Genomic DNA, 19,156 nt, shown 5'->3' on the forward strand with positions numbered 1-19,156 from the left:
AACAACTCAACGACGCAAAGCCAATCATGGGCAATAGCACCGGTTTCAAGGAATTTCAGCGCGAAACGCCGGCCAAGGCACACCCGCAGGAGCGCGTGGTGCACAACCGCGAGTTTGTCGCCACTTACTCCGATACCCAACTACATCAGCAGTCGGCCCGATGTATGGAGTGCGGTATTCCGTTCTGCCACGCGGGCTGCCCGCTGGGCAACATCATCCCCGAGTTCAACGACGCGGTGTACCGCCAGGATTGGGAGCAGGCCTACCAGATTCTGAGCTCCACCAACAACTTCCCCGAGTTTACGGGCCGCATCTGCCCCGCGCCCTGCGAGTCGGCCTGCGTGCTGGGCATCCATGCGGCGCCGGTGGCCATTGAGGAAATAGAAAAGCACATCATCGAAATTGCCTTCGCCAAGGGCTACGTACAACCCACTGCTCCGGTACTTAAAACGGGTAAAACGGTAGCCGTAGTAGGTTCCGGCCCGGCCGGGCTGGCGGCGGCGGCCCAACTGGTGCGCGCCGGCCACGCCGTCACGGTGTTTGAGCGCGACGACCGACCCGGCGGCCTGCTCCGCTACGGCATTCCTGATTTCAAGCTTGACAAGTGGGTGATTGACCGCCGCATTCGTTTGCTCGAAGAAGACGGGGTGCAGTTCCGGTGCAACACCGAAATCGGCCGCGACATCCACGCCCGGGAGCTGACGGCGCAGTTCGATGCCGTGGTGCTGGCCGGCGGGGCGCTGGTGCCGAAAGAACTGCCCCTGCCCGGCCGCGAGCTGGCGGGTATTCACTTCGCCATGGACTACCTCACCCAGCACAACCGCCGCGTGAGCGGGCTGCCCATCGACGCGCAGGAGCTGCTGGCCTCGGGCAAGGATGTGGTGGTGATTGGCAGCGGCGACACAGGCTCCGACTGCGTGGGCACGGCCAATCGTCAGCAGGCGCGCACCGTCACGCAGTTTGCGCTTATGCACCAGCCCAAGCCCGAGCGCCCCAACTTTGAGCCCTGGCCCCACTACCCCACTGCCATGTTCCGCACCAGCACCTCCCACGAGGAAGGCTGCCAGCGCTACTGGGGTATCAACACCAAAGCTTTTCTGGGCGACGAAAACGGCCACGTGCGGGCCCTGCTGGTGACGGACGTGACCTGGGAAACCGACGTACTGGGCCGCCGCCTGGCGTTCAGCGAAGTAGAAGGCTCGGAGCGCGAAATACCCTGTCAGCTGGCTTTGCTGGCCCTGGGCTTTGCCTCTCCCCGCTACGAAGGCCTGCTGGAACAGCTGGGCGTAGCCCTGGATGAGCGGGGCAACGTGCGCACCGTTTCCGACGACGAATTCCTGACCTCCCAGCCCAACGTATTTGTGGCCGGCGACATGCGCCGGGGTCAGTCGTTGGTGGTGTGGGCCATTTCCGAAGGCCGCGAGGCCGCCCGCCAGGTTGACTTCTTCCTGACTGGCAAAACCGCGCTGGTGAGCAAGGATGCGGTGGGCATGTTCGGGTAAAGCTGTTTGTAACAGAAACGTTGGAACATCATACCGAATAAAATGAAACGCCCGCTACTGGTAGCGGGCGTTTCTCTTTTACCTCCAGCCTAAAACGGCGGCGGACCGTCGTCGAAGTTGCTGCGCGGGAAGGGCTGAGCGGGCGGCGGGCCGTCGTTGTTGAGGCGGGAGCCCAGGCGGATGGTGTTGGGCGTAAAGCCGGTTTGCTCGTCAAAGCTGCTGGGCGGGAAGGCGCCGGGGTTGAAGCCCGCGTCGCCGAAGCCTCCGCCCCCGTCGAGGTCGGCAAACTTGGTGAACTTGCCGATGAACTTGAGCTGCACGGTTTCGAGGGAGCCGTTCCGGTGCTTGGCAATGATAACCTCGCCGGTACCCTGGGTGGGGTTGCCCATTTCGTCCTCCGTAATTTTGTAGTACTCGGGGCGGTACAGAAAGATTACCATGTCGGCATCCTGCTCGATGGAGCCCGATTCCCGCAGGTCACTTAGCTGGGGCTTCTTGTCGCCGCCGCGGGTTTCCACCGAACGGGAAAGCTGCGACAGGGCCAGCACCGGCACGTTCAGCTCCTTGGCAATGCCTTTCAACGCCCGCGAAATCGAGGCAATTTCCTGTTCGCGGTTGCCGGCCCCTTTGCCATCGGTGTTGCCGGTCATCAGCTGCAGATAGTCGATGATAATCATCGAAATATCGTGGTGGGCCTTGAGGCGGCGGCACTTGGTGCGCAGCTCCCGGATGCTCAGGCCGGGTGTATCATCGATGTAGATGGGCGCCGACGAGAGGCCGGAAATCTTGTGGTTGAGCTGGGCCCACTCGTAGTCGGCCAGGTTGCCTTTCTTGATTTTCTCGGAGTCCAGCTCTGCCTCGGCCGAAATCAAACGATTCACGAGCTGGAGCGAGGACATTTCCAGGGAGAAAATGGCCACCGGCTTCTTGAACTCCACCGCCGCGTTGCGCATGGCCGAAACCACGAAAGCGGTTTTACCCATACCCGGACGCGCTGCAATAATCACTAAATCAGATGGTTGCCAGCCGGAGGTTACGCGGTCCAGGGCCGAGAAGCCAGAGGGCACGCCGGTGAGGCCGTCCTTCTGGTCCTTCTTTTCTTCCAGCTCCTTGATGGCCTTGCCCATCAGGCTGCGCATGTCGTCGAAATTTTTGCGGATGTTGGATTCCGACACCTCGAACAACGACTGCTCGGTGGAGTCAAGCAGGTTGAACACGTCGGTTGTATCCTCGAAAGCGTCGCGCTGAATGTCGGAGGCAATGCGGATCAGCTCCCGCTTGATGGCGTTTTCGGTGATGATGCGGGCGTGGTACTCAATGTTGGCCGCCGAGTTCACCTTGAAGGTGAGGCTGGCGACGTAGTGCGCCCCGCCGGCCACTTCCAGCTCACCCATCTCGCGCAACTCGTGCGTAACCGTCAGAATATCAATAGGTTCCGACTTGTCAAACAGGTTCAGGATGGCCTTGAAGATACGCTGGTGGCCATCCTTGTAGAAGCTCTGGGGCTTGAGCAGGTCGATAACCGTGGTGAGGGCATCCTTTTCCAGCATCAGCGCACCCAGTACGGCGGCTTCCAGCTCAAGGGCCTGGGGCGGCAGCTTGCCGGCCGGACCACTGGCCGGAATTACCGGCGGGCGGTTGTTCCAGGCAGCTTTCGCTCGTGAGCCAGCTTGTTTCAGGCGGTCATCCATCCGGTCGTTCATCACTTAAGGTAGCACTACAAGGTAAGCAGGTTGGGCCGATTCAGGCGGGAATTTCTACCAGCCGGCCCGAATTTTACCCAAAGGGATACAAAGCTAACGGCTGGGCTCTACAATCCGGGGCTGGCAGAAAATGTTTCTTTTTTGTATGCTGATAAGGCAACAGGGGCAGGTGAAGAGGTGACACCTGCCCCGTGCTACTTGTCACCTGTTACCTGTCACCGCTTACCTTTGCCGCCCTATTCTTTATTCCGACCGAATGGCCGCTACTCCTTCCTCGCTCCAACGCCTGCACCTGATTGCGACCGGGGGCAGCATCATGCACAACCTGGCCCTGGCCCTGCACCAGCGCGGTGCCCACGTAACGGGCTCCGACGACGAAATTTTTGAACCGGCCAAAAGCCGTCTGGCCAAAGCCGGGCTGCTGCCGGCTGCGGAGGGCTGGTTTCCCGAGAAAATTACGGCCGACCTAGACGCCGTGATTGTGGGCATGCACGCCCGCGCCGACAACCCCGAGCTGCTGCGCGCCCAGGAGCTGGGTCTACGGGTCTACTCCTTTCCCGAGTTTATCTACGAAGCCTCCCGCGACAAGCAGCGCATCGTCATTGGCGGCTCGCACGGCAAAACCAGCATCACCTCCCTCATCCTGCACGTGTTGCGCTACCACGGTCGTAAGTTCGACTATGCCGTGGGCGCCCAGCTGGAAGGCTTCGAGCTGATGGTAAAGCTGACGGAGGACGCGCCCATCATCATCATTGAGGGCGACGAGTACCTGGCCTCGCCCATTGACCGGCGGCCCAAGTTTCACTTGTACCAGCACCACATCGGCGTTATTTCGGGCATCAGCTGGGACCACATCAACGTGTTTCCGACCGAGGAAGTCTACCGGGAGCAGTTCCGCATCTTCGCGGAGATGACGCCCAAGGCCGGCGTGCTCATCTACGACCAGGACGACGAGCAGGTGCAGCTGGTAACAGTGCCCTCCAGCCCCGACGTGAAGTACATCGGCTACGGCCCCCACGAGCACGTGATTCGGGACGGCAAGACTTTCCTGCTCAACAAGAAGGATGAGGAAGTGCCGGTGCAGGTGTTTGGGGAGCACAACCTGCGCAACATCTCGGCGGCCAAGGAAGTATGCAAGCAGCTGGGCATCAAAGGCAAGGAATTCTACGAGGCGCTGGCCTCGTTTAAGGGCGCCGCCCGGCGGCTGGAAAAGGTGAGCGAAGGCGCGGGCTCGGTGGTGTACAAGGACTTTGCCCACGCACCCAGCAAGCTGAAGGCCACAGCGGCGGCCTTTAAAAAGCAGTACCCGCAGCGCAAGCTGGTGGCCTGCTTGGAGCTGCACACCTTTAGCTCGCTCAACCCCGCCTTCCTGCCCCAGTACGCCCACACCTTCGACGCGCCCGACGTGGCGGTGGTGTACTTCAACCCCCACGTGCTGGAGCACAAGCGCCTGCCGGCGTTGCCGCCCGAGGCCGTGCAGCAGGCCTTCCAGCGCCTCGACCTGCAGGTGTTTACCGACAGCCGGGAGCTGGCCGCCTTCCTGCACGCTCAGGACTGGCAGAACGCCAACCTGCTGATGATGTCGTCGGGTACGTTTGACGGGCTCGACCTGAACCAGCTGGCGGCCGAAGTCACAAAATAGCGCAACGATGAAACCTCCTCTGCTCCTGCTGCACGGTGCGCTGGCTTCCGACAAGCAGCTTAAACCCCTGACCCGCCAGCTCGCAACGGCCTTCGATGTGCGCACATTCAGCTTCAGCGGGCACGGCGGCCAGCCCCTGGACGGGCCGGCTTTTTCTATGGCTGGCTTTGCCGGGGAAGTGCTCCGGTTCCTGGATGCGCAGGGTTGGGAAGCGGCCCACGTATTCGGCTACAGCATGGGCGGCTACGCGGCTTTGCTGGCCGCTACCCAGGCTCCAGCCCGGTTTCTCAGTATCACCACGCTGGGTACTACGTTTGGTTGGTCGCCAGCAACAGCTGCGCAGGCTACTGCCTTCCTTGATGCGGACAAGATGCGCGAGAAAGTACCGCAGTTTGCCGCTCACTTAGAAGAGCTGCACGCGCCTACGCCCCTGCCCGCGCTGCTTCAGGCTACTGCCGCCCTCATGCGCAGCCTCGGCGACGCACCCCCGCTCACCCAGGCCAACCTCAGCACGCTGGAAGTACCCGTGCAGGTACTGGTAGGCGAACTGGATACCACGGCCGGCGTGGATACTTCCCAGCAGTTTGCCAACTATCTGCCCCGCGCCGTGTTCGAAATCATCATGAACACCCCGCACCCACTGGATAAAGTCAACCCCGACCTGCTGGCCTCCCGCGTAGCGCAGTTTGCCGGGCAGGCAATGGCCGGTCCGCGCTAAGCCGGAGGAAACCCACAAAAAAAGCCCGCCAGGTACTTGGCGGGCTTTTTTATTTATTGGTAACTGGAGCGGGCTTGGGCCGGCGCCTGTCGGTGGTGACGAGCAGCGCCAGAGCCGTGAGCGAGAGACGCAGAATCCATTTGCGGCTGAGCATGACTTAGCGGAAAAAGGTATTGTTGTCCTTCACCGTCAGGTCGCAGGAAGAGCCACCGGTATTTTCCTCGCAGGTAGTGCCTACTATCTTGTTGCCCTGGAAGTTGAAAAAGCAGAACGTACAGCCTACGCCTTCCAGGATATACCGCTCCGTGTTGGAGCTTAGGTACAGAGAGTTGTCGGAAGATTTGCGCAGCGGAATAGCCATACCCCGAAACATGCCATCCTTGAGGCCAAGCCCCACCAGATAGTACACCGGCGCATCCTTGGGCCGCTCCTGCACTTTCCGGATCATCACTTTATCCACCACCGTACCATCGGCAAATTCGCGGATGAAGTTGTGGGTGAGCTGGTCGCGTGGTATGGAGTACTGGGTTTTGCCCTCGGCAATATCGGCCACCAGCTTGCTTGTGGCTTCCAGCTGCCGCTGCTCGGTTTTGGTGGGGTCATTCACCGGGGAGCTGACTTCGGGAAACGACTGACGGCGGGAAGTTTCGCAGCTGCTGAGCAGCCCGGCCGAAGCGAGTAACAGGCCGGGCAGAATCCTGCGGAGGCGGCGAAAAAGGGGAAGGCACATGCGCGGGAGCGGTAATTAGCGGGCGGTGTAATACTTGCGGGCCTCGGGCAGTTCCTTCTGGATGTCGGCAATGCGGGTGCCGTTGGAAGGGTGCGTAGAGAGAAACTCAGGCGGAGAAGCCGCGTTTTCGCGGGCATCCATGCGCTGCCAGAACTGCACGGCCCCGTCGGGGTTGTAGCCGGCAATGGCCATGAAAATCAGTCCCAGGTGGTCGGCTTCCGACTCCTGGTTGCGGCCGAACTTCAGCAGGCCAACTTGTCCACCAATGCCTACAGCCTGCAGAAACACGTTTTGGGTGGCCGAAGGATTCTGACCCACGGCCGTAGATACAGCCGTACCCAGGCCCTGGGCCGCCATCTGCTGGCTCATCCGCTCGGAGCTGTGGCGGGCCACGGCGTGGGCAATTTCGTGGCCCATAACCACGGCCAGGCCGTTTTCATCCTGGGTGATGGGCAAAATACCGGAGTATACGGCCACTTTACCGCCGGGCATACACCAGGCGTTTTCCTGCTTGTCTTCGATGAGGTTGAACTCCCAGGCGTAGCCTTCCAGCTGCGCCTGCTGGCCCTGCTGCCGGAAGTAGGACTCTACTGCCTGCTGAATGCGCTGGCCTACGCGCTTAACCAGGGCCGCCTGGGCGCCACTGGTCGTAACCCGGCTTGAGGCCAGCACCTTTTGATATTCCTGCGCAGCCATAGTGTTCATTTCTGTTTCAGAAACAAGGCTGAGCTGACGGCGGCCGGTAATGGGAACGGTAGAGCAAGCGGCTGCTATCAACAGGGAGCTGGCTAAAGCAATTTTCTTGAGCATGAGAGAAGGAAGGTACGGAAAGCGTGAAACAGCCCCCTCCGCGCCGACGGCGCGGAGGGACGGGGTGCTATACGTGAGGCAGCGGGCAAAATGTTTAATGGGGACTTGGGGACTTGGGCTCTTAGGGTCTTGGATTTCGTTCTGATACCTTCGCCCGCTATCTTGCCCAGTTGCCAGTTGCCAGTTGCCAGTTGCCAGTTGCCAGTTGCCAGTTGCCAGTTGCCAGTTGCCAAGTCCCCAAGTCCCCAAGTCCCCAAGTCCCCAAGTCCCCAAGTCCCCAAGTCCCCAAGAAATGAAAATCCTTTGCATTGGCCGCAACTACGCGGAGCATATTGCCGAACTACAAAACGAAACGCCCGACGCGCCCGTCATCTTTGCCAAACCCGATACGGCCCTGCTCCAGCGCAACCAGCCGTTTCTTCTGCCCGATTTCTCTCAGGATATCCACCACGAAATTGAGCTGGTGCTGCGCATCTGCAAAAACGGCAAGAACATCGAGGAGAAATTCGCCCCTACTTACTTTGATGCCATCGGCCTGGGAATCGACTTCACGGCCCGCGACCTGCAAAGCAAGCTCAAAAGCAAAGGACTGCCCTGGGAGTTGGCCAAGGGCTTCGATGGCTCGGCGCCCATATCCCAGGAATTCAAGCCCGTGGCCGACTTTCCCGACCTGAAAAACATTGACTTCCGGCTGGAAGTGAACGGCGAGGTGCGCCAACAGGGCAACTCCGGCCTCATGCTCCATGACTTCGCCAAAATCATCAGCTACATCTCCCGCTTTATCACCCTCAAAATGGGCGACCTGATTTTCACCGGCACGCCCAGCGGCGTGGGCCCAGTGCAGATTGGCGACCAGCTCACGGGCTTTATCGGCGAGGAAAAGATGTTCGATCTGGCCGTGAAGTAGCTTTTCGGGCCCGGGCCTAACGCCTGCCCGGGCCCGGCTTTTTGTTTCATTTATGCCCGCGGCGTATCCCATTTCGCCGTTTTTTTCGTTGAAGCCCCGAACTGCCGGTTGCCGGCTTCCGAATTGCTTACCTATTGCTGAATGCCTGATTTCCTGAATCTGCGGCCGCGCCGGCTGCTGGGAGTGGCCCTGCCCTTCCTGCTGCTGATGGGCCTGCGCCCCAGCTCCTGCGGCGGCCAGGAGCCCGACTCCACCGAGAAGCCCCGCCCTGTAGCCCCGGTCACGGCCAAGCCCAACGAAGTAGCCAACGGCTATTTTCTGCTGCCCATCAAGCCCGGTCAGCCTAACTTTCTGGCGGCCAGCATGGGCGAGCTTCGCCCCAACCACTTCCACGGCGGCCTCGACATCAAAACCGACGGGCGGGTGGATTTGCCCGTGTACGCCGCCGCCGACGGCTACATCTCCCGCATGAAGCAAAGCTCCTTCGGCTACGGCAACGTGCTTTATATCACGCATCCCAACGGCCTGACTACGGTATACGGCCACCTCAACCACTTCCGGGGGCCGGTGGCGGAAGAAATGCGCCGCCAGCAGTACCAGAAAAAAACCTACGAGTTGGAGCTGTTTTTTCAGCCCACGCAGTTTCCGGTAAAGCGCGGCGAAGTGGTGGCACTGTCGGGCAACACGGGGGGCTCGGCCGGACCCCACCTGCACTGGGAAGTGCGCGACGCCCAGGACAACCAGCTGAACCCGCTGCAGTGGGGCGGCTTCTCCGAAATTCAGGACCACGTAGCGCCTACCGTGCTGGCCGCCGCTGTGGAGCCGCTCAGTATTGATGGCCGCGTGCAGGGCCGCTTCGAAAAGCGCCTGTTCACGCCCACCGGCGCGGCCGGCACCGGCTACTCCGTGGCCGATACCATTCCCGCCTTCGGGACCGTGGGGCTGTTGCTCCAAGCTTTCGACCGGTTCGACGGGGCCTGGAACAAGAACGGGCTCTACCGGGTGTCGGTGCGCGTGAACGGGCAGCCGTTTTACACGCACACCATCACCGGTATTGGCTTTCCCGGCGAGACGCGCGAAGTAAACCAGCACATCGACTACGAGTACCTGATGACTTCGCGCCGCACCTTCGAGAAGCTGTGGGTGGACGATGGCAACCGCCTGCGCCTCTACCAGACCGGCCCCACCAAAGGCAAGCTGCTGGTAGAGGCCGGCAAAATTTACGACGTGGAAATGCGCCTGGAAGACGCCTACGGCAACGCCACACCCCTGCACCTGGTGCTGCGCGGGCAGGAGCCCGAGTACTGGCAAACCCGCAGCAGCGCCACCCGCAAACCCGCCCTGCGCTACGAAGTGGTGCGCAATATTCTGCGGGTAACGGCAGACGATACGGCCCGCGAGGCACCTAACCTCACCCTCACGCGCGGCAACCGCCAACGGCAGCTGCGCCCCAGCTACACCGACCAGGGCCGCACGGTGTACCTCTACGACCTGCGCGCCGGCCTCCCCGACTCCCTGCGCTTTCCCGGCCTGCGCCGCGCCCAGGCCTTCGACCGGGTAGCCGCTATTCCGGCCGGGCAGGAGCGCCTGTTTGCCACGCCCTTCGTTAGCCTGACTTTTGCGCCCCGCACCACTTACGACACGCTTTACCTGCAAACCACCTACAAGGATGGCCTCTGGAAGGTACAAAGCGCCGTGACGCCCATTCAGGAAGCCCTGCGCGTGACGCTGAAGCCCGAAATGCCGGTGACGGACAAGCAGCGCACAGCTGCCTGCCTGATTCGGGGCAACGCCCGCATCTGGCAAAGCGGCCAGTGGGAAGGCGAACAGTTCAGCTTCAATACCCGCCTGTTCGGGCAGTTCAAGCTGGTGACGGACGTGACGCCGCCCTCGGGCCGCCTTGTGAGCAAAGGCGCCGCCGGCGTGGTGTTCAAAGTAGGCGACGACCTCTCGGGCCTGGCCAGCTACCAGCTGGAAGTGAACGGACAGTTCCGCCTCCTACGCTTCGAGCACAAGAATTCCACCCTCTTCTCCGAGCGCGACGACAAGCTGGGCCCGCCCCTGCGCGGCCCCGCCCGCCTCACTCTCCGGGACATGGCCGGCAATGAAAAGGTAATAAGCGTGACGCTGTAGCGGCTACCTACTTTGGATTCGGGTCACCGACCAATATGCGCCCACTACGGGTCATATAGGCTTCGCGCTTAGGCTCCCAGCCCTCTTGATGTGGCTGGCCCCAGCGCACTTTTAGCAGGCCGTTGTCGAAGGGCACGTGGTTGTAGTTATCTGGGCCGTGATACAGCAAGTCGGGTGCGTAGCCGGGTGGCGGCGGATACCGGTTTCCAGCGGGCGTTATCAGCACGGCTGGGCTGCTGGCGCTATCGTAAGCCACGAACCATCCTCCTGCTAAAGGTTGCCCCTTTGCATAGGTGGCGGTGGTTACCCGGTGACCAGTAGGGCTAACTAACACCACACGGCTGCTATCGGCAGGAACTACCATTCCTCGGGCGGGCTTTACGTACTGCTGCTCAGGCGTCGTTGGCCGGGGCAGCCAGGTACCATTGGCGTACAGAACACCGGGCCGGTTAAGTGTGTCGGGTACAGCGGCGGAGTCGCCGGTAAACTGTTCACCCCAGCCGAAATAACGACCTGGGAAAGCAGGCTTTCCGTCGAGGTCCAGATACTCGTACACCGACCGCTCAGCCGGACGGGGAATACTACGCCGAACGAAGCCCCGGGCATCAGGTCCATCTAGTACCTTCAGTTGCGGAGCTATGATGAACGCACCGACAGTGTCTATAAGCGCGTACAAAGGCTCTTTCCCAATACCCTCCAACGAGACGACAGCCCGCCCGTGCGAGAAGTTAGCCGCCGTTCGGTAAGGGCCTAGTACTTGGTGCCCTCTGCGGTCTAAGAACCCCTCGGTAAAGGGCGTTTTGTATAAGGCATAATGAATTCGGCCGCTGTGGATTCGCCCAAGCCTTTCGTATTGGTAAGGCGTGAGGCGTCGACTTGCACTATCGAATAGGGCCTGTGCTGGCCCTGTCAGCGGCGCCCCACGAACCATAATAGCAGTTGAATGACGATACCGATGGCGACGCCGTCTCTCGCGCCGGAAATATTGCCATTCGCTAGGTCCACGCACCGCATATAGCCCGGCCCCTACGTAGTAAAGCCATCCACGCCGATGATTGCGCCAGTAGCGCCAGGGAGATGGAACTTGCGCTTCCTTGTCTTGTCTGTAGGGCAGTACCTCGTATCGATACAGCGGTTCCGTGAGGCGGTGGCGGTATGGTTTAGCAACCAGGCTGCCATCGGGTTGCCGGTAGGCGGCGTATTCTGAGGGAACGACTAGGTATTGCCCGCGGGCATTCAGCCAGATTTCTGATTTACCCCAGAGTTCCATCCATCTTTCGCTTCGGCGCAGGTAAATATCCTTCACGTTTCTCCACTCTGAAACCCAAAAGGGGCCGGCGGTGGACTTTGGCTCATCCTCGAAAATCGGCCGCACGTACACCCGGCCTAAGGTGTCGGATAAACCCCAGTCGTAGTAGCCCTGATAGGGTACCAGCCCGCCCAGTGGCTGCGCTACCGGCCGCAGCCGCCGCACCCGCTGCAGCTTGTAACCACTAGGCGGGGTAGCTATTTGCGCCCAAAGCCCGAGCGGCATTAGCAGCAGAAAAACCAGACGCAGAAGATAGTTTCTCATTAAGATATATCGAAAAATTTATTCTTAGGCTTTCTAGGGCGTCATGCTGAGCTTGTCGAAGCATCTCTACTGCTTCGGTCGCACGAAACCGTTCGGTAGAGATGCTTCGACAAGCTCAGCATGACGTTCTTTTTGCTTGCTGTCCACACAGCCCAGGGAATACTCCTTCATCTGCAGAGGGAGTATCGACAAGGTAGTGAATAGGCCACCCAGGGCCGCCAGCTTGCGTATAGCCGAGTTCCAACTCACCCTGTGTCTATGCCTCCCATTCCCCAATTTCCCAAACAACGCCAGCCGGTACTCCTGGGTGCAGCTGCAGCCGCTATAGCCACCGGCGTAGCGGTATATGCCTACGCCCGCCGCAAGCTGCACCCACCGCTGCCCACCGTGCCCCACGTAGATCTGCACCGCTACGCCGGCCTGTGGCACGAAGTAGCCCGGCTGCCCACCCGCTTCGAGAAAGGCTGCCAGCACGTGACGGCTGAGTACAAGCTGCGCCCTGATGGCAAAGTAGCCGTGCGCAATACCTGTCACAAGGAAGGCCTGGAAGGCCCTGTGGAAACGGCTACGGCCGTAGCCCGCGCTATCGATGCCACCAATGCCCGGCTGAAAGTGCAGTTCTTCTGGCCTTTCGAAGGCGACTATTGGATTCTGGACCTTGACCTGGCCGACTACCAGTATGCCCTGGTAGGTGAGCCCAGCCGCAAGAACCTGTGGCTGCTAAGCCGCGCCCCGCACCTGGAGCGCAACCGCCGCGACCGGCTGGTGGCCCGCGCCAAGGAGCTGGGCTTCCCCGTCGAGAACCTCATCTACACGCCCCAGCCGGAGAAGTGAGATAGTGAGTTGATGTTCTGCTGTCATTGCGAGCAGCGCGAAGCAATCCGTCCTGAACAATACCAGACCCCTTCTTCTACCAGAAAGCCCCTGACGCCAGCACGGACGTCTGGGGTTTTTCACGTATCAGGGCTTGGTACGTTGCCTAGGACGGATTGCTTCGGACACTGGCTTGATGCGCCACATGCCTCGCAATGACAACTTACCCTTTCCCCATCTCCCCTTACCTTCGCGGCATGGCAATTCCCCACGTCGGCGAGCAGGCTCCGGCCTTCGACGCCCTAGATCAGCACGGCACCCGGCACCGCCTCCAGGACTACGCGGGCCGCAAAGTAGCCCTCTACTTCTACCCCAAAGACGACACCAGCGGCTGCACCGCCCAGGCCTGCAACCTGCGCGACAACTATTCGGCGCTGCTGGCGGCGGGCATTCAGGTGTTGGGGGTGAGCATCGACTCGCCCCAGTCGCATCAGAAGTTTGCCGGCAAGTATGAGCTGCCTTTTCCGCTCCTCGTCGATGAAGACAAGCAGCTGGTGGAAGCCTACGGCGTGTGGCAGGAAAAATCGATGTACGGCCGCAAGTACATGGGCACGATGCGCTACACATTTCTGCTTGACGAGCAGGGCTGTATTGAGAAGGTCATTACCAAAGTTGATACGAAGAACCACGCCGCGCAACTGCTTTGATTTCCTTTGAAGCCTCGTCTTTCCGGCGGGGCTTTTTTCTGTGCGGCCTAGCCGGCCCAAGTTCCTACCTTTGCCTACCCTAACTTCTTCTTTCCGCCAGCCCATGTCGCAGGACACGTCTTTCGCCGCTTCTTCCGCCCCTTCCGCCACCACCTCCGTGGCCGAGCTCAAACAGATTGCCGCGCAGGTGCGGCGCGACATCGTGCGCATGGTGCACGCCGTAAACTCGGGCCACCCCGGCGGCTCTCTGGGCTGCACCGACCTGCTAGTTTCGCTCTTCTTCCGGGTGATGCAGCACACGCCCCAGCCGTTTGATATGGATGGCCGCAACCAGGACTTGTTTTTCCTGTCGAATGGGCACATTTCGCCGGTCTTCTACTCGGTGCTGGCCCGCTCGGGTTACTTTCCGGTAAGTGAGCTGGCTACCTTCCGCAAGCTCAACTCCCGCCTCCAGGGCCACCCCGCCACCCACGAGCATTTGCCCGGCATCCGCATTGCGTCCGGCTCGCTGGGCCAGGGGCTGAGCGTAGCTACCGGCGCTGCCCAGGCCAAAAAGCTCAACCACGACCCGCGCACCGTGTTCGTGCTGATGGGCGACGGGGAGCTGGAAGAAGGACAAGTGTGGGAAGCAGCCATGTACGCGCCCCACCACAAAGTCGACAACCTCATTGCCTTCGTAGACCGCAACGGCCAGCAGATTGACGGCCCCACCGACAAAGTGATGCACCTGGGTGACCTGCGGGCCAAGTTTGAGAGCTTCGGCTGGCGCGTGCTCGAAACCGATGGCAACGACTTCGAGAAGCTGCTTCCCACAATTGAGGAAGCCCAGGGCCTGCTCGGCCAGGGCCAACCTGTGATGGTGCTAATGGACACGCAGATGGGCTTCGGCGTTGACTTTATGATGGGCTCCCACAAGTGGCACGGCGTAGCTCCCAACAACGAGCAGCTGGAAATGGCTCTGCAGCAGCTGGCCGTAGAAAAGGCTTCCGACTACTAAGCACAGCTACTGCTTTTGCCTTGCATAAGAAGCCTGGCCGGTTTCGTTTGGCTTCTTATGCACCCTTTTCTGCCTGCCGCGCCCTGCTGCCCTATGTCCCACCCCGTTCGCGTCCTGTTTCTGCTGCTTTCTGGCTGGCTGTGGCTGGCCGGGCCGCTTCGTGCCCAGCAGGCTCCTCCTTCCGAACAGCCGCGCACTACCCGCATCCTCTTTGTGCTGGATGCTTCGGGCTCGATGCAGGCGCCGTGGGAAGGGCAGCAGCGCTGGGATATAGCCAAGAACCTGCTCTCGAAGATGGTAGACTCGCTCAACGCCTACCCCAACCTGGAGCTGGCGTTGCGCGCCTACGGGCATCAGCACGACAACAAGGAAAACAACTGCGAGGACTCGCGCCTGGAAGTGCCGTTTGCGCGCAAAAACGCGGGGGCCATCAAGCAGCGGCTGCAGCAGCTGAAGCCCCAGGGCAACACGCCTATCACCTACGCCCTGCAGCAGTCGGCCGGCGACTTTCCGGCGGATAAGTCGGCCCGCAACGTGCTCATTCTGATTACCGACGGGCTGGAGTCGTGCAAGGGCGACCCGTGCGCCACGTCCCTGGCCTTGCAGCGCAAGCGCATCTTCCTCAAGCCGTTTGTGATTGGCATTGGAGCGGAGCGGGAGTTTGGTAAGCAGCTGGAGTGTATGGGCACCTACTATAATGCCGCCGACGTGAAGACGTTTCGCACGATTCTCAACGACGTCATTGCCCAGACGCTGGCCCGCACCACCGTAGCCGTGAACCTGACCGACGACCTGGGCCGGGGCGTGGAGTCGAACGTGAATATGACGTTCATCAACAACGTGACGGAGACGCCGGAGTACAACTACATCCACTGGCGCGACGAGAAAGGCCAGCCCGACGTGCTGGACGTGGACCCGCTGCAGAGCTACGACCTGGTGATTAATACGGTGCCGGCCGTGCGCCACCCGAACCTGGCCATCCGGCCGGGCAAGGCCAATGTGCTTAACTTCAAAGTGCCGCAGGGCACGCTGGTGCTGCAGAACCCGTTGTCCACCCTCAATGCCTACGGGCGGGTGCAGGCCGTGGTCCGGCAGGCCGGCAACCCGGTCACGCTCATTTCCCGCTCCTTTGGCACCCGCCAAAAGCTCCTGGCCGGCAACTACGAGGTGGAGCTGCTCACGCTGCCCCGCCAGCTACGCCGCGTCACTATCACGCAGGGCCGCGAAACGGTAGTGACCTACGACGCTCCTGGCACGCTCAACATCATCAGCGACCTGAAAGGCTACGGCAGCATCTACCGCCTGAACCCCGACGATACCCAAACCTGGCTCTACAACCTGCCCGAGGGCGGCAGCAGCAAGATCAACCTGCCCATGCAGCCGGGCACTTACCGCCTGGTGTTTCGCACCAGCACCGCCACCGGCAGCAAGTTCACTGACACGCGCTCCTTCACCATTAGATCCGGCCAGACAACGTCGGTAAGCATTTTCGGAAAATGAGCGGGCAGCTAAAGGAAATAGCGAGCAGTAGCTCAATTGAATTTGAGGCAGCTGAAGTGGCCGCTCAACTTGCTACAACTGGCCATGCTACGTTGCCGAACGTCTTCTCCCCCGAGGAAATAGCTGACCTACTTCATACCATCGAAACAGCCGAAGGCTCCTCGCCCAACTTCCGCCGCAGCCAGGATGTGTTTGCCATCCGCAATCTGCTGGGCGAGCTGCCCCAGCTACAGGAGCTGCTGTTGACGCCCCGGCTACGGTCGTTGCTGGCAGCCTTGTTTCCCGGCCGAACGCCACAACTCGTCAAGGCTATTTATTTTGACAAACCGGCCGGCTCCAACTGGCTGGTGGCCTGGCACCAGGATGTGATGATAGCCGTAGACCAGCGGCTTGACTTACCCGGTTACGGCCCCTGGAGCACAAAAAACGGCGAAACCACCGTGCTGCCCCCGCGCGAAATCCTGGAAAGCATCATCACCCTGCGCCTACACCTCGACGACTGCGACGTCACCAACGGTGCCCTACGCGTGGTACCCGGCTCCCACCGCCACGGTGTCATCCCGAACGACCAGCACCCGGCTTTTACGTCCTGGGCCATACACTGCGATGTACCAGCCGGAGGCGTTATGCTGATGCAACCCCTCACGCTTCACGCGTCCAACCGCAGCACCAGCCCGCGCCCCCGCCGGGTCATCCATCTGGAGTTCAGCGCCGCTGAACTGCCCGCAGGCTTGCAGTGGCGGGAAAAGCTGCCCTTATCCTGAACTCCGCGCAATACGCGTCAACCATAAAAAAATCAATTCCCTAAGGCCCCAAGACCCTACCACATGAAAGACTTTCCCTACACTGAATCGAAAGATACCCGCAGCGGCTTTGGCGCGGGCCTGCACGAGCTGGGCAAAACCAACCCCAATGTGGTAGCCCTGTGCGCCGACCTCATTGGCTCCCTCAAGATGGATGCCTTCGTGAAGGACTTTCCCGAGCGGTTTTTCCAGGTAGGCATTGCCGAGGCCAACATGATGGGCCTGGCGGCCGGCCTCACCATCGGGGGCAAAATTCCCTTCACCGGCACCTTCGCCAACTTCTCGACGGGCCGCGTCTACGACCAGATCCGCCAGAGCATTGCCTACTCGGGCAAGAACGTAAAGATCTGCGCTTCGCACGCCGGCCTCACCCTGGGCGAAGATGGCGCCACCCACCAGATCTTGGAAGACATCGGGCTGATGAAGATGCTGCCCCACATGACCGTCATCAACCCCTGCGACTACAACCAGACCAAGGCCGCCACGCTGGCCATTGCCGAGCACGAAGGCCCCGTGTACCTGCGCTTCGGCCGCCCGGTTGTTCCCAACTTCACCCCCGCCGACCAGACGTTTGAAATCGGCAAGGGCATTGTGCTCAACGAGGGCGCCGACGTGAGCATTTTCGCCACGGGCCACCTGGTGTGGAAGGCCATCCAGGCCGGCAAGCTGCTGGCGGAGAAAGGCATCAACGCCGAAATCATCAACCTGCACACCATCAAGCCGCTGGATGCGCAGCTGGTGCTGGAGTCGGCGCGCAAGACGCGCTGCGTGGTGACGGCGGAGGAACACCAGATGAACGGCGGCCTCGGCGACTCCATTGCCCAACTCTTGGCCCGCGAGGAGCCCTTGCCCCTGGAAATGGTAGCCGTAAACGACTCCTTCGGTGAGTCCGGCACGCCCGACCAGCTGATGGAAAAATACGAGCTCAACGAAGCCGCCATCGTGCGCGCCGTGGAGAAAGTAATGGCGCGGCGGAAGTAGGGTTTAACTACTTCTCATAAACACAACGTCCCGGCTGCAGCAACTGCAGCCGGGACGTTGTGTTTACTCACTGGCCAAACGAATAATTTCTATTCTTCGGAGTAAGATATTTTCGCCGGGCTGACGCTTGCCGACACTTCGAAAACTGACGTTCGGGAATACGATGCTTGTCATCCAATTTTCGCCATCATCAGAGGATTGCTCAAGTTTGGGCGTAGTGTTGTCTTTTTTATCGAAATCAATAGGCCCATAGCTAGCAATTACGTCGGCAAACGTGTGGTGGCCGGGCATAATACCCTGAGATGACTGAACAGTACATCTAGAATTGAAGTCAATTCCTCCTAACCATTCTTGTCTGGAATTACTCCGGATGTAAAATGTAACTCCCTGTTTACGGTAATAGACCTTTTGTCCGATTACTCGCCTGATAGTAACACACCTCCCATCCCGCAGCTTGCCCGTACTTTCCCCTGTTATTTTTTCAGCTTTATAGTCGCTGCCCATTACCCGCTTAATGTCCTCGAATGTTGACTTGCCTACCTGCAAGCCCCGATACAGCGAGTCCCCCTGGAGCACCGTTTGGCCATGAGCCGTTGCTCCGGAAACCCACAGAAGAACGGTAAGTATTATCCACTTCATTGGATTATCGAACAAAGATTCATCGGTAGTTTTGGGGCCTGTTACCGGCTGACAAGATACAGCCTGCGTCGCATAAGCCGCCAACCGGCCCCACTACTACCGCATGTTCGTTTTCTTTCTCCGCAAGCTGCCACTGCTAATCCTGCTTCTGGCCGCCACTCCCGCTCTCGCCCAGCGGCCCGATACCACTATCATCCGCTACAGCGGGCAACTCACGGGGCAGTACACGTCGGGCGGGGTGAACCGGGCCCTGTTTTCCACCGTGCACAACGTGACGCTGCTGCGCGGCATGCACTTTGGCGCGCCCGTGATGGGCAGCTTTGCCTACGGCAAGCAGGACCGGCGGCTGAAGGAGCGGGAATTTCTGCTCAACGCCACGCCTTACTACTGGAAAGGCCACTTCCGCTTCTACGGTATCGGGGGATACGAGCGCAGCAACCTGCGCGGCATCGACAACCGTACGCAGCTGGGCGCCGGGCCAGGTTGGGCGTTTTACCAGGATTCGCTGGGGCGGGAGGTGGCCCTGAGCAACCTCATCATACGGGAAGCCACGTATTTTCAGGATAATTCAAGCCGAAAAGTCACGCGCAGCTCGGCCCGCCTGAAGGTGGTGTACAGCTACCGTGTCTTCAGCCTCACGGCCAACACGTTTTACCTGCCCAACCTCCAGAATTTCGACGACTACCGCTTCAGCCAGCTCACCACGCTGGCCCTGCGCTTCACCTCGCGGCTGGCCATTACGGGCACTTACGCCTACACCTTCGAAAGCCGCGTGCTGGAAGGCAAGCCCAACGACAACACCAACGTAACCGTAGGCGTGGCCTACAGCACGAAGTAGCCGCGCACGGACACTCAAAACGCCTCAATTCATCAGCTGTCATGTCATTGCGAGCGGCGCGAAGCAATCCGTCCTGAGTAACGCCCAACGCCTCAAAATGTAAAAAGCCCTTTCCCGTTGCAACGGGAAAGGGCTTTTTACTTATTCGGGTTCAGTACAT

At 60.3% G+C, this 19,156-nt stretch carries 17 protein-coding genes; 12 read left to right on the forward strand and 5 right to left on the reverse strand.

Features of this window, described 5'->3' with window-relative positions; all coding sequences use genetic code 11:
* Nucleotides 1–26 precede the first annotated feature (26 nt).
* Complete coding sequence (locus I5L79_RS09460) at nt 27–1,502, forward strand: glutamate synthase subunit beta (protein WP_196954860.1); 1,476 nt, start codon at nt 27–29, stop codon at nt 1,500–1,502.
* Nucleotides 1,503–1,591: 89 nt separating this feature from the next.
* Here I5L79_RS09460 and dnaB read toward each other — a convergent pair whose 3' ends face one another.
* Entirely contained in the window at nt 1,592–3,208 is a 1,617-nt protein-coding gene (gene dnaB / locus I5L79_RS09465) for a replicative DNA helicase (RefSeq protein WP_394368793.1), read from the reverse strand.
* A 253-nt stretch (nt 3,209–3,461) separates the two neighbouring features.
* Between dnaB and I5L79_RS09470 the strand changes: the two genes are divergently transcribed.
* Complete coding sequence (locus tag I5L79_RS09470; RefSeq protein WP_196954787.1) at nt 3,462–4,847, forward strand: UDP-N-acetylmuramate--L-alanine ligase; 1,386 nt, start codon at nt 3,462–3,464, stop codon at nt 4,845–4,847.
* A gap of 7 nt (nt 4,848–4,854) precedes the next feature.
* On the forward strand, nt 4,855–5,565 hold the full coding sequence (locus I5L79_RS09475; protein WP_196954788.1) for an alpha/beta fold hydrolase: 711 nt from the start codon (nt 4,855–4,857) through the stop codon (nt 5,563–5,565).
* A gap of 157 nt (nt 5,566–5,722) precedes the next feature.
* On the opposite strand, the gene I5L79_RS09480 is transcribed toward I5L79_RS09475, so the two are convergent.
* Nucleotides 5,723–6,295, reverse strand: coding sequence for a hypothetical protein (locus tag I5L79_RS09480; protein WP_196954789.1), 573 nt, complete (start codon nt 6,293–6,295; stop codon nt 5,723–5,725).
* Between the two features lie 15 nt (nt 6,296–6,310).
* Nucleotides 6,311–7,105: a M48 family metallopeptidase gene (locus I5L79_RS09485; protein WP_196954790.1), complete on the reverse strand. Its 795-nt coding sequence runs from the start codon at nt 7,103–7,105 to the stop codon at nt 6,311–6,313.
* A 292-nt stretch (nt 7,106–7,397) separates the two neighbouring features.
* Here I5L79_RS09485 and I5L79_RS09490 point away from each other — a divergent pair, with 292 nt between their 5' ends.
* Nucleotides 7,398–8,012, forward strand: coding sequence for a fumarylacetoacetate hydrolase family protein (locus tag I5L79_RS09490; protein WP_196954791.1), 615 nt, complete (start codon nt 7,398–7,400; stop codon nt 8,010–8,012).
* Between the two features lie 141 nt (nt 8,013–8,153).
* A complete protein-coding gene (locus I5L79_RS09495; protein ID WP_196954792.1) occupies nt 8,154–10,145 on the forward strand; it encodes a M23 family metallopeptidase in 1,992 nt (663 codons plus the stop codon).
* A 7-nt stretch (nt 10,146–10,152) separates the two neighbouring features.
* Here I5L79_RS09495 and I5L79_RS09500 read toward each other — a convergent pair whose 3' ends face one another.
* Nucleotides 10,153–11,718, reverse strand: a complete 1,566-nt coding sequence (locus tag I5L79_RS09500) for a hypothetical protein (RefSeq protein WP_196954793.1) — start codon at nt 11,716–11,718, stop codon at nt 10,153–10,155.
* Between the two features lie 258 nt (nt 11,719–11,976).
* Between I5L79_RS09500 and I5L79_RS09505 the strand changes: the two genes are divergently transcribed.
* The 6 genes from I5L79_RS09505 to I5L79_RS09530 all read left to right on the forward strand — a co-directional run bounded on the left by I5L79_RS09505 (nt 11,977) and on the right by I5L79_RS09530 (nt 17,519).
* Nucleotides 11,977–12,552, forward strand: a complete 576-nt coding sequence (locus I5L79_RS09505) for a lipocalin family protein (RefSeq protein WP_196954794.1) — start codon at nt 11,977–11,979, stop codon at nt 12,550–12,552.
* Between the two features lie 236 nt (nt 12,553–12,788).
* Nucleotides 12,789–13,238: a thioredoxin-dependent thiol peroxidase gene (gene bcp, locus I5L79_RS09510; protein ID WP_196954795.1), complete on the forward strand. Its 450-nt coding sequence runs from the start codon at nt 12,789–12,791 to the stop codon at nt 13,236–13,238.
* Nucleotides 13,239–13,341: 103 nt separating this feature from the next.
* Nucleotides 13,342–14,235, forward strand: coding sequence for a transketolase (locus tag I5L79_RS09515; protein ID WP_196954796.1), 894 nt, complete (start codon nt 13,342–13,344; stop codon nt 14,233–14,235).
* Between the two features lie 93 nt (nt 14,236–14,328).
* The gene (locus I5L79_RS09520) at nt 14,329–15,735 is read left to right on the forward strand and encodes a vWA domain-containing protein (protein WP_196954797.1); all 1,407 of its coding nucleotides are present in this window, start codon (nt 14,329–14,331) and stop codon (nt 15,733–15,735) included.
* Nucleotides 15,736–15,827: 92 nt separating this feature from the next.
* Nucleotides 15,828–16,499, forward strand: coding sequence for a phytanoyl-CoA dioxygenase family protein (locus tag I5L79_RS09525; protein ID WP_196954798.1), 672 nt, complete (start codon nt 15,828–15,830; stop codon nt 16,497–16,499).
* A 63-nt stretch (nt 16,500–16,562) separates the two neighbouring features.
* A complete protein-coding gene (locus tag I5L79_RS09530; RefSeq protein WP_196954799.1) occupies nt 16,563–17,519 on the forward strand; it encodes a transketolase family protein in 957 nt (318 codons plus the stop codon).
* Between the two features lie 63 nt (nt 17,520–17,582).
* On the opposite strand, the gene I5L79_RS09535 is transcribed toward I5L79_RS09530, so the two are convergent.
* The gene (locus I5L79_RS09535) at nt 17,583–18,173 is read right to left on the reverse strand and encodes a hypothetical protein (protein ID WP_231403005.1); all 591 of its coding nucleotides are present in this window, start codon (nt 18,171–18,173) and stop codon (nt 17,583–17,585) included.
* 88 nt (nt 18,174–18,261) lie between these two features.
* On the opposite strand from I5L79_RS09535, the gene I5L79_RS09540 reads away from it, so the two are divergent.
* Entirely contained in the window at nt 18,262–18,996 is a 735-nt protein-coding gene (locus I5L79_RS09540; RefSeq protein WP_196954801.1) for a DUF481 domain-containing protein, read from the forward strand.
* Nucleotides 18,997–19,156: the final 160 nt, after the last annotated feature.

The organism is Hymenobacter guriensis (assembly GCF_015773195.1).
Taxonomy (GTDB): domain Bacteria; phylum Bacteroidota; class Bacteroidia; order Cytophagales; family Hymenobacteraceae; genus Hymenobacter; species Hymenobacter guriensis.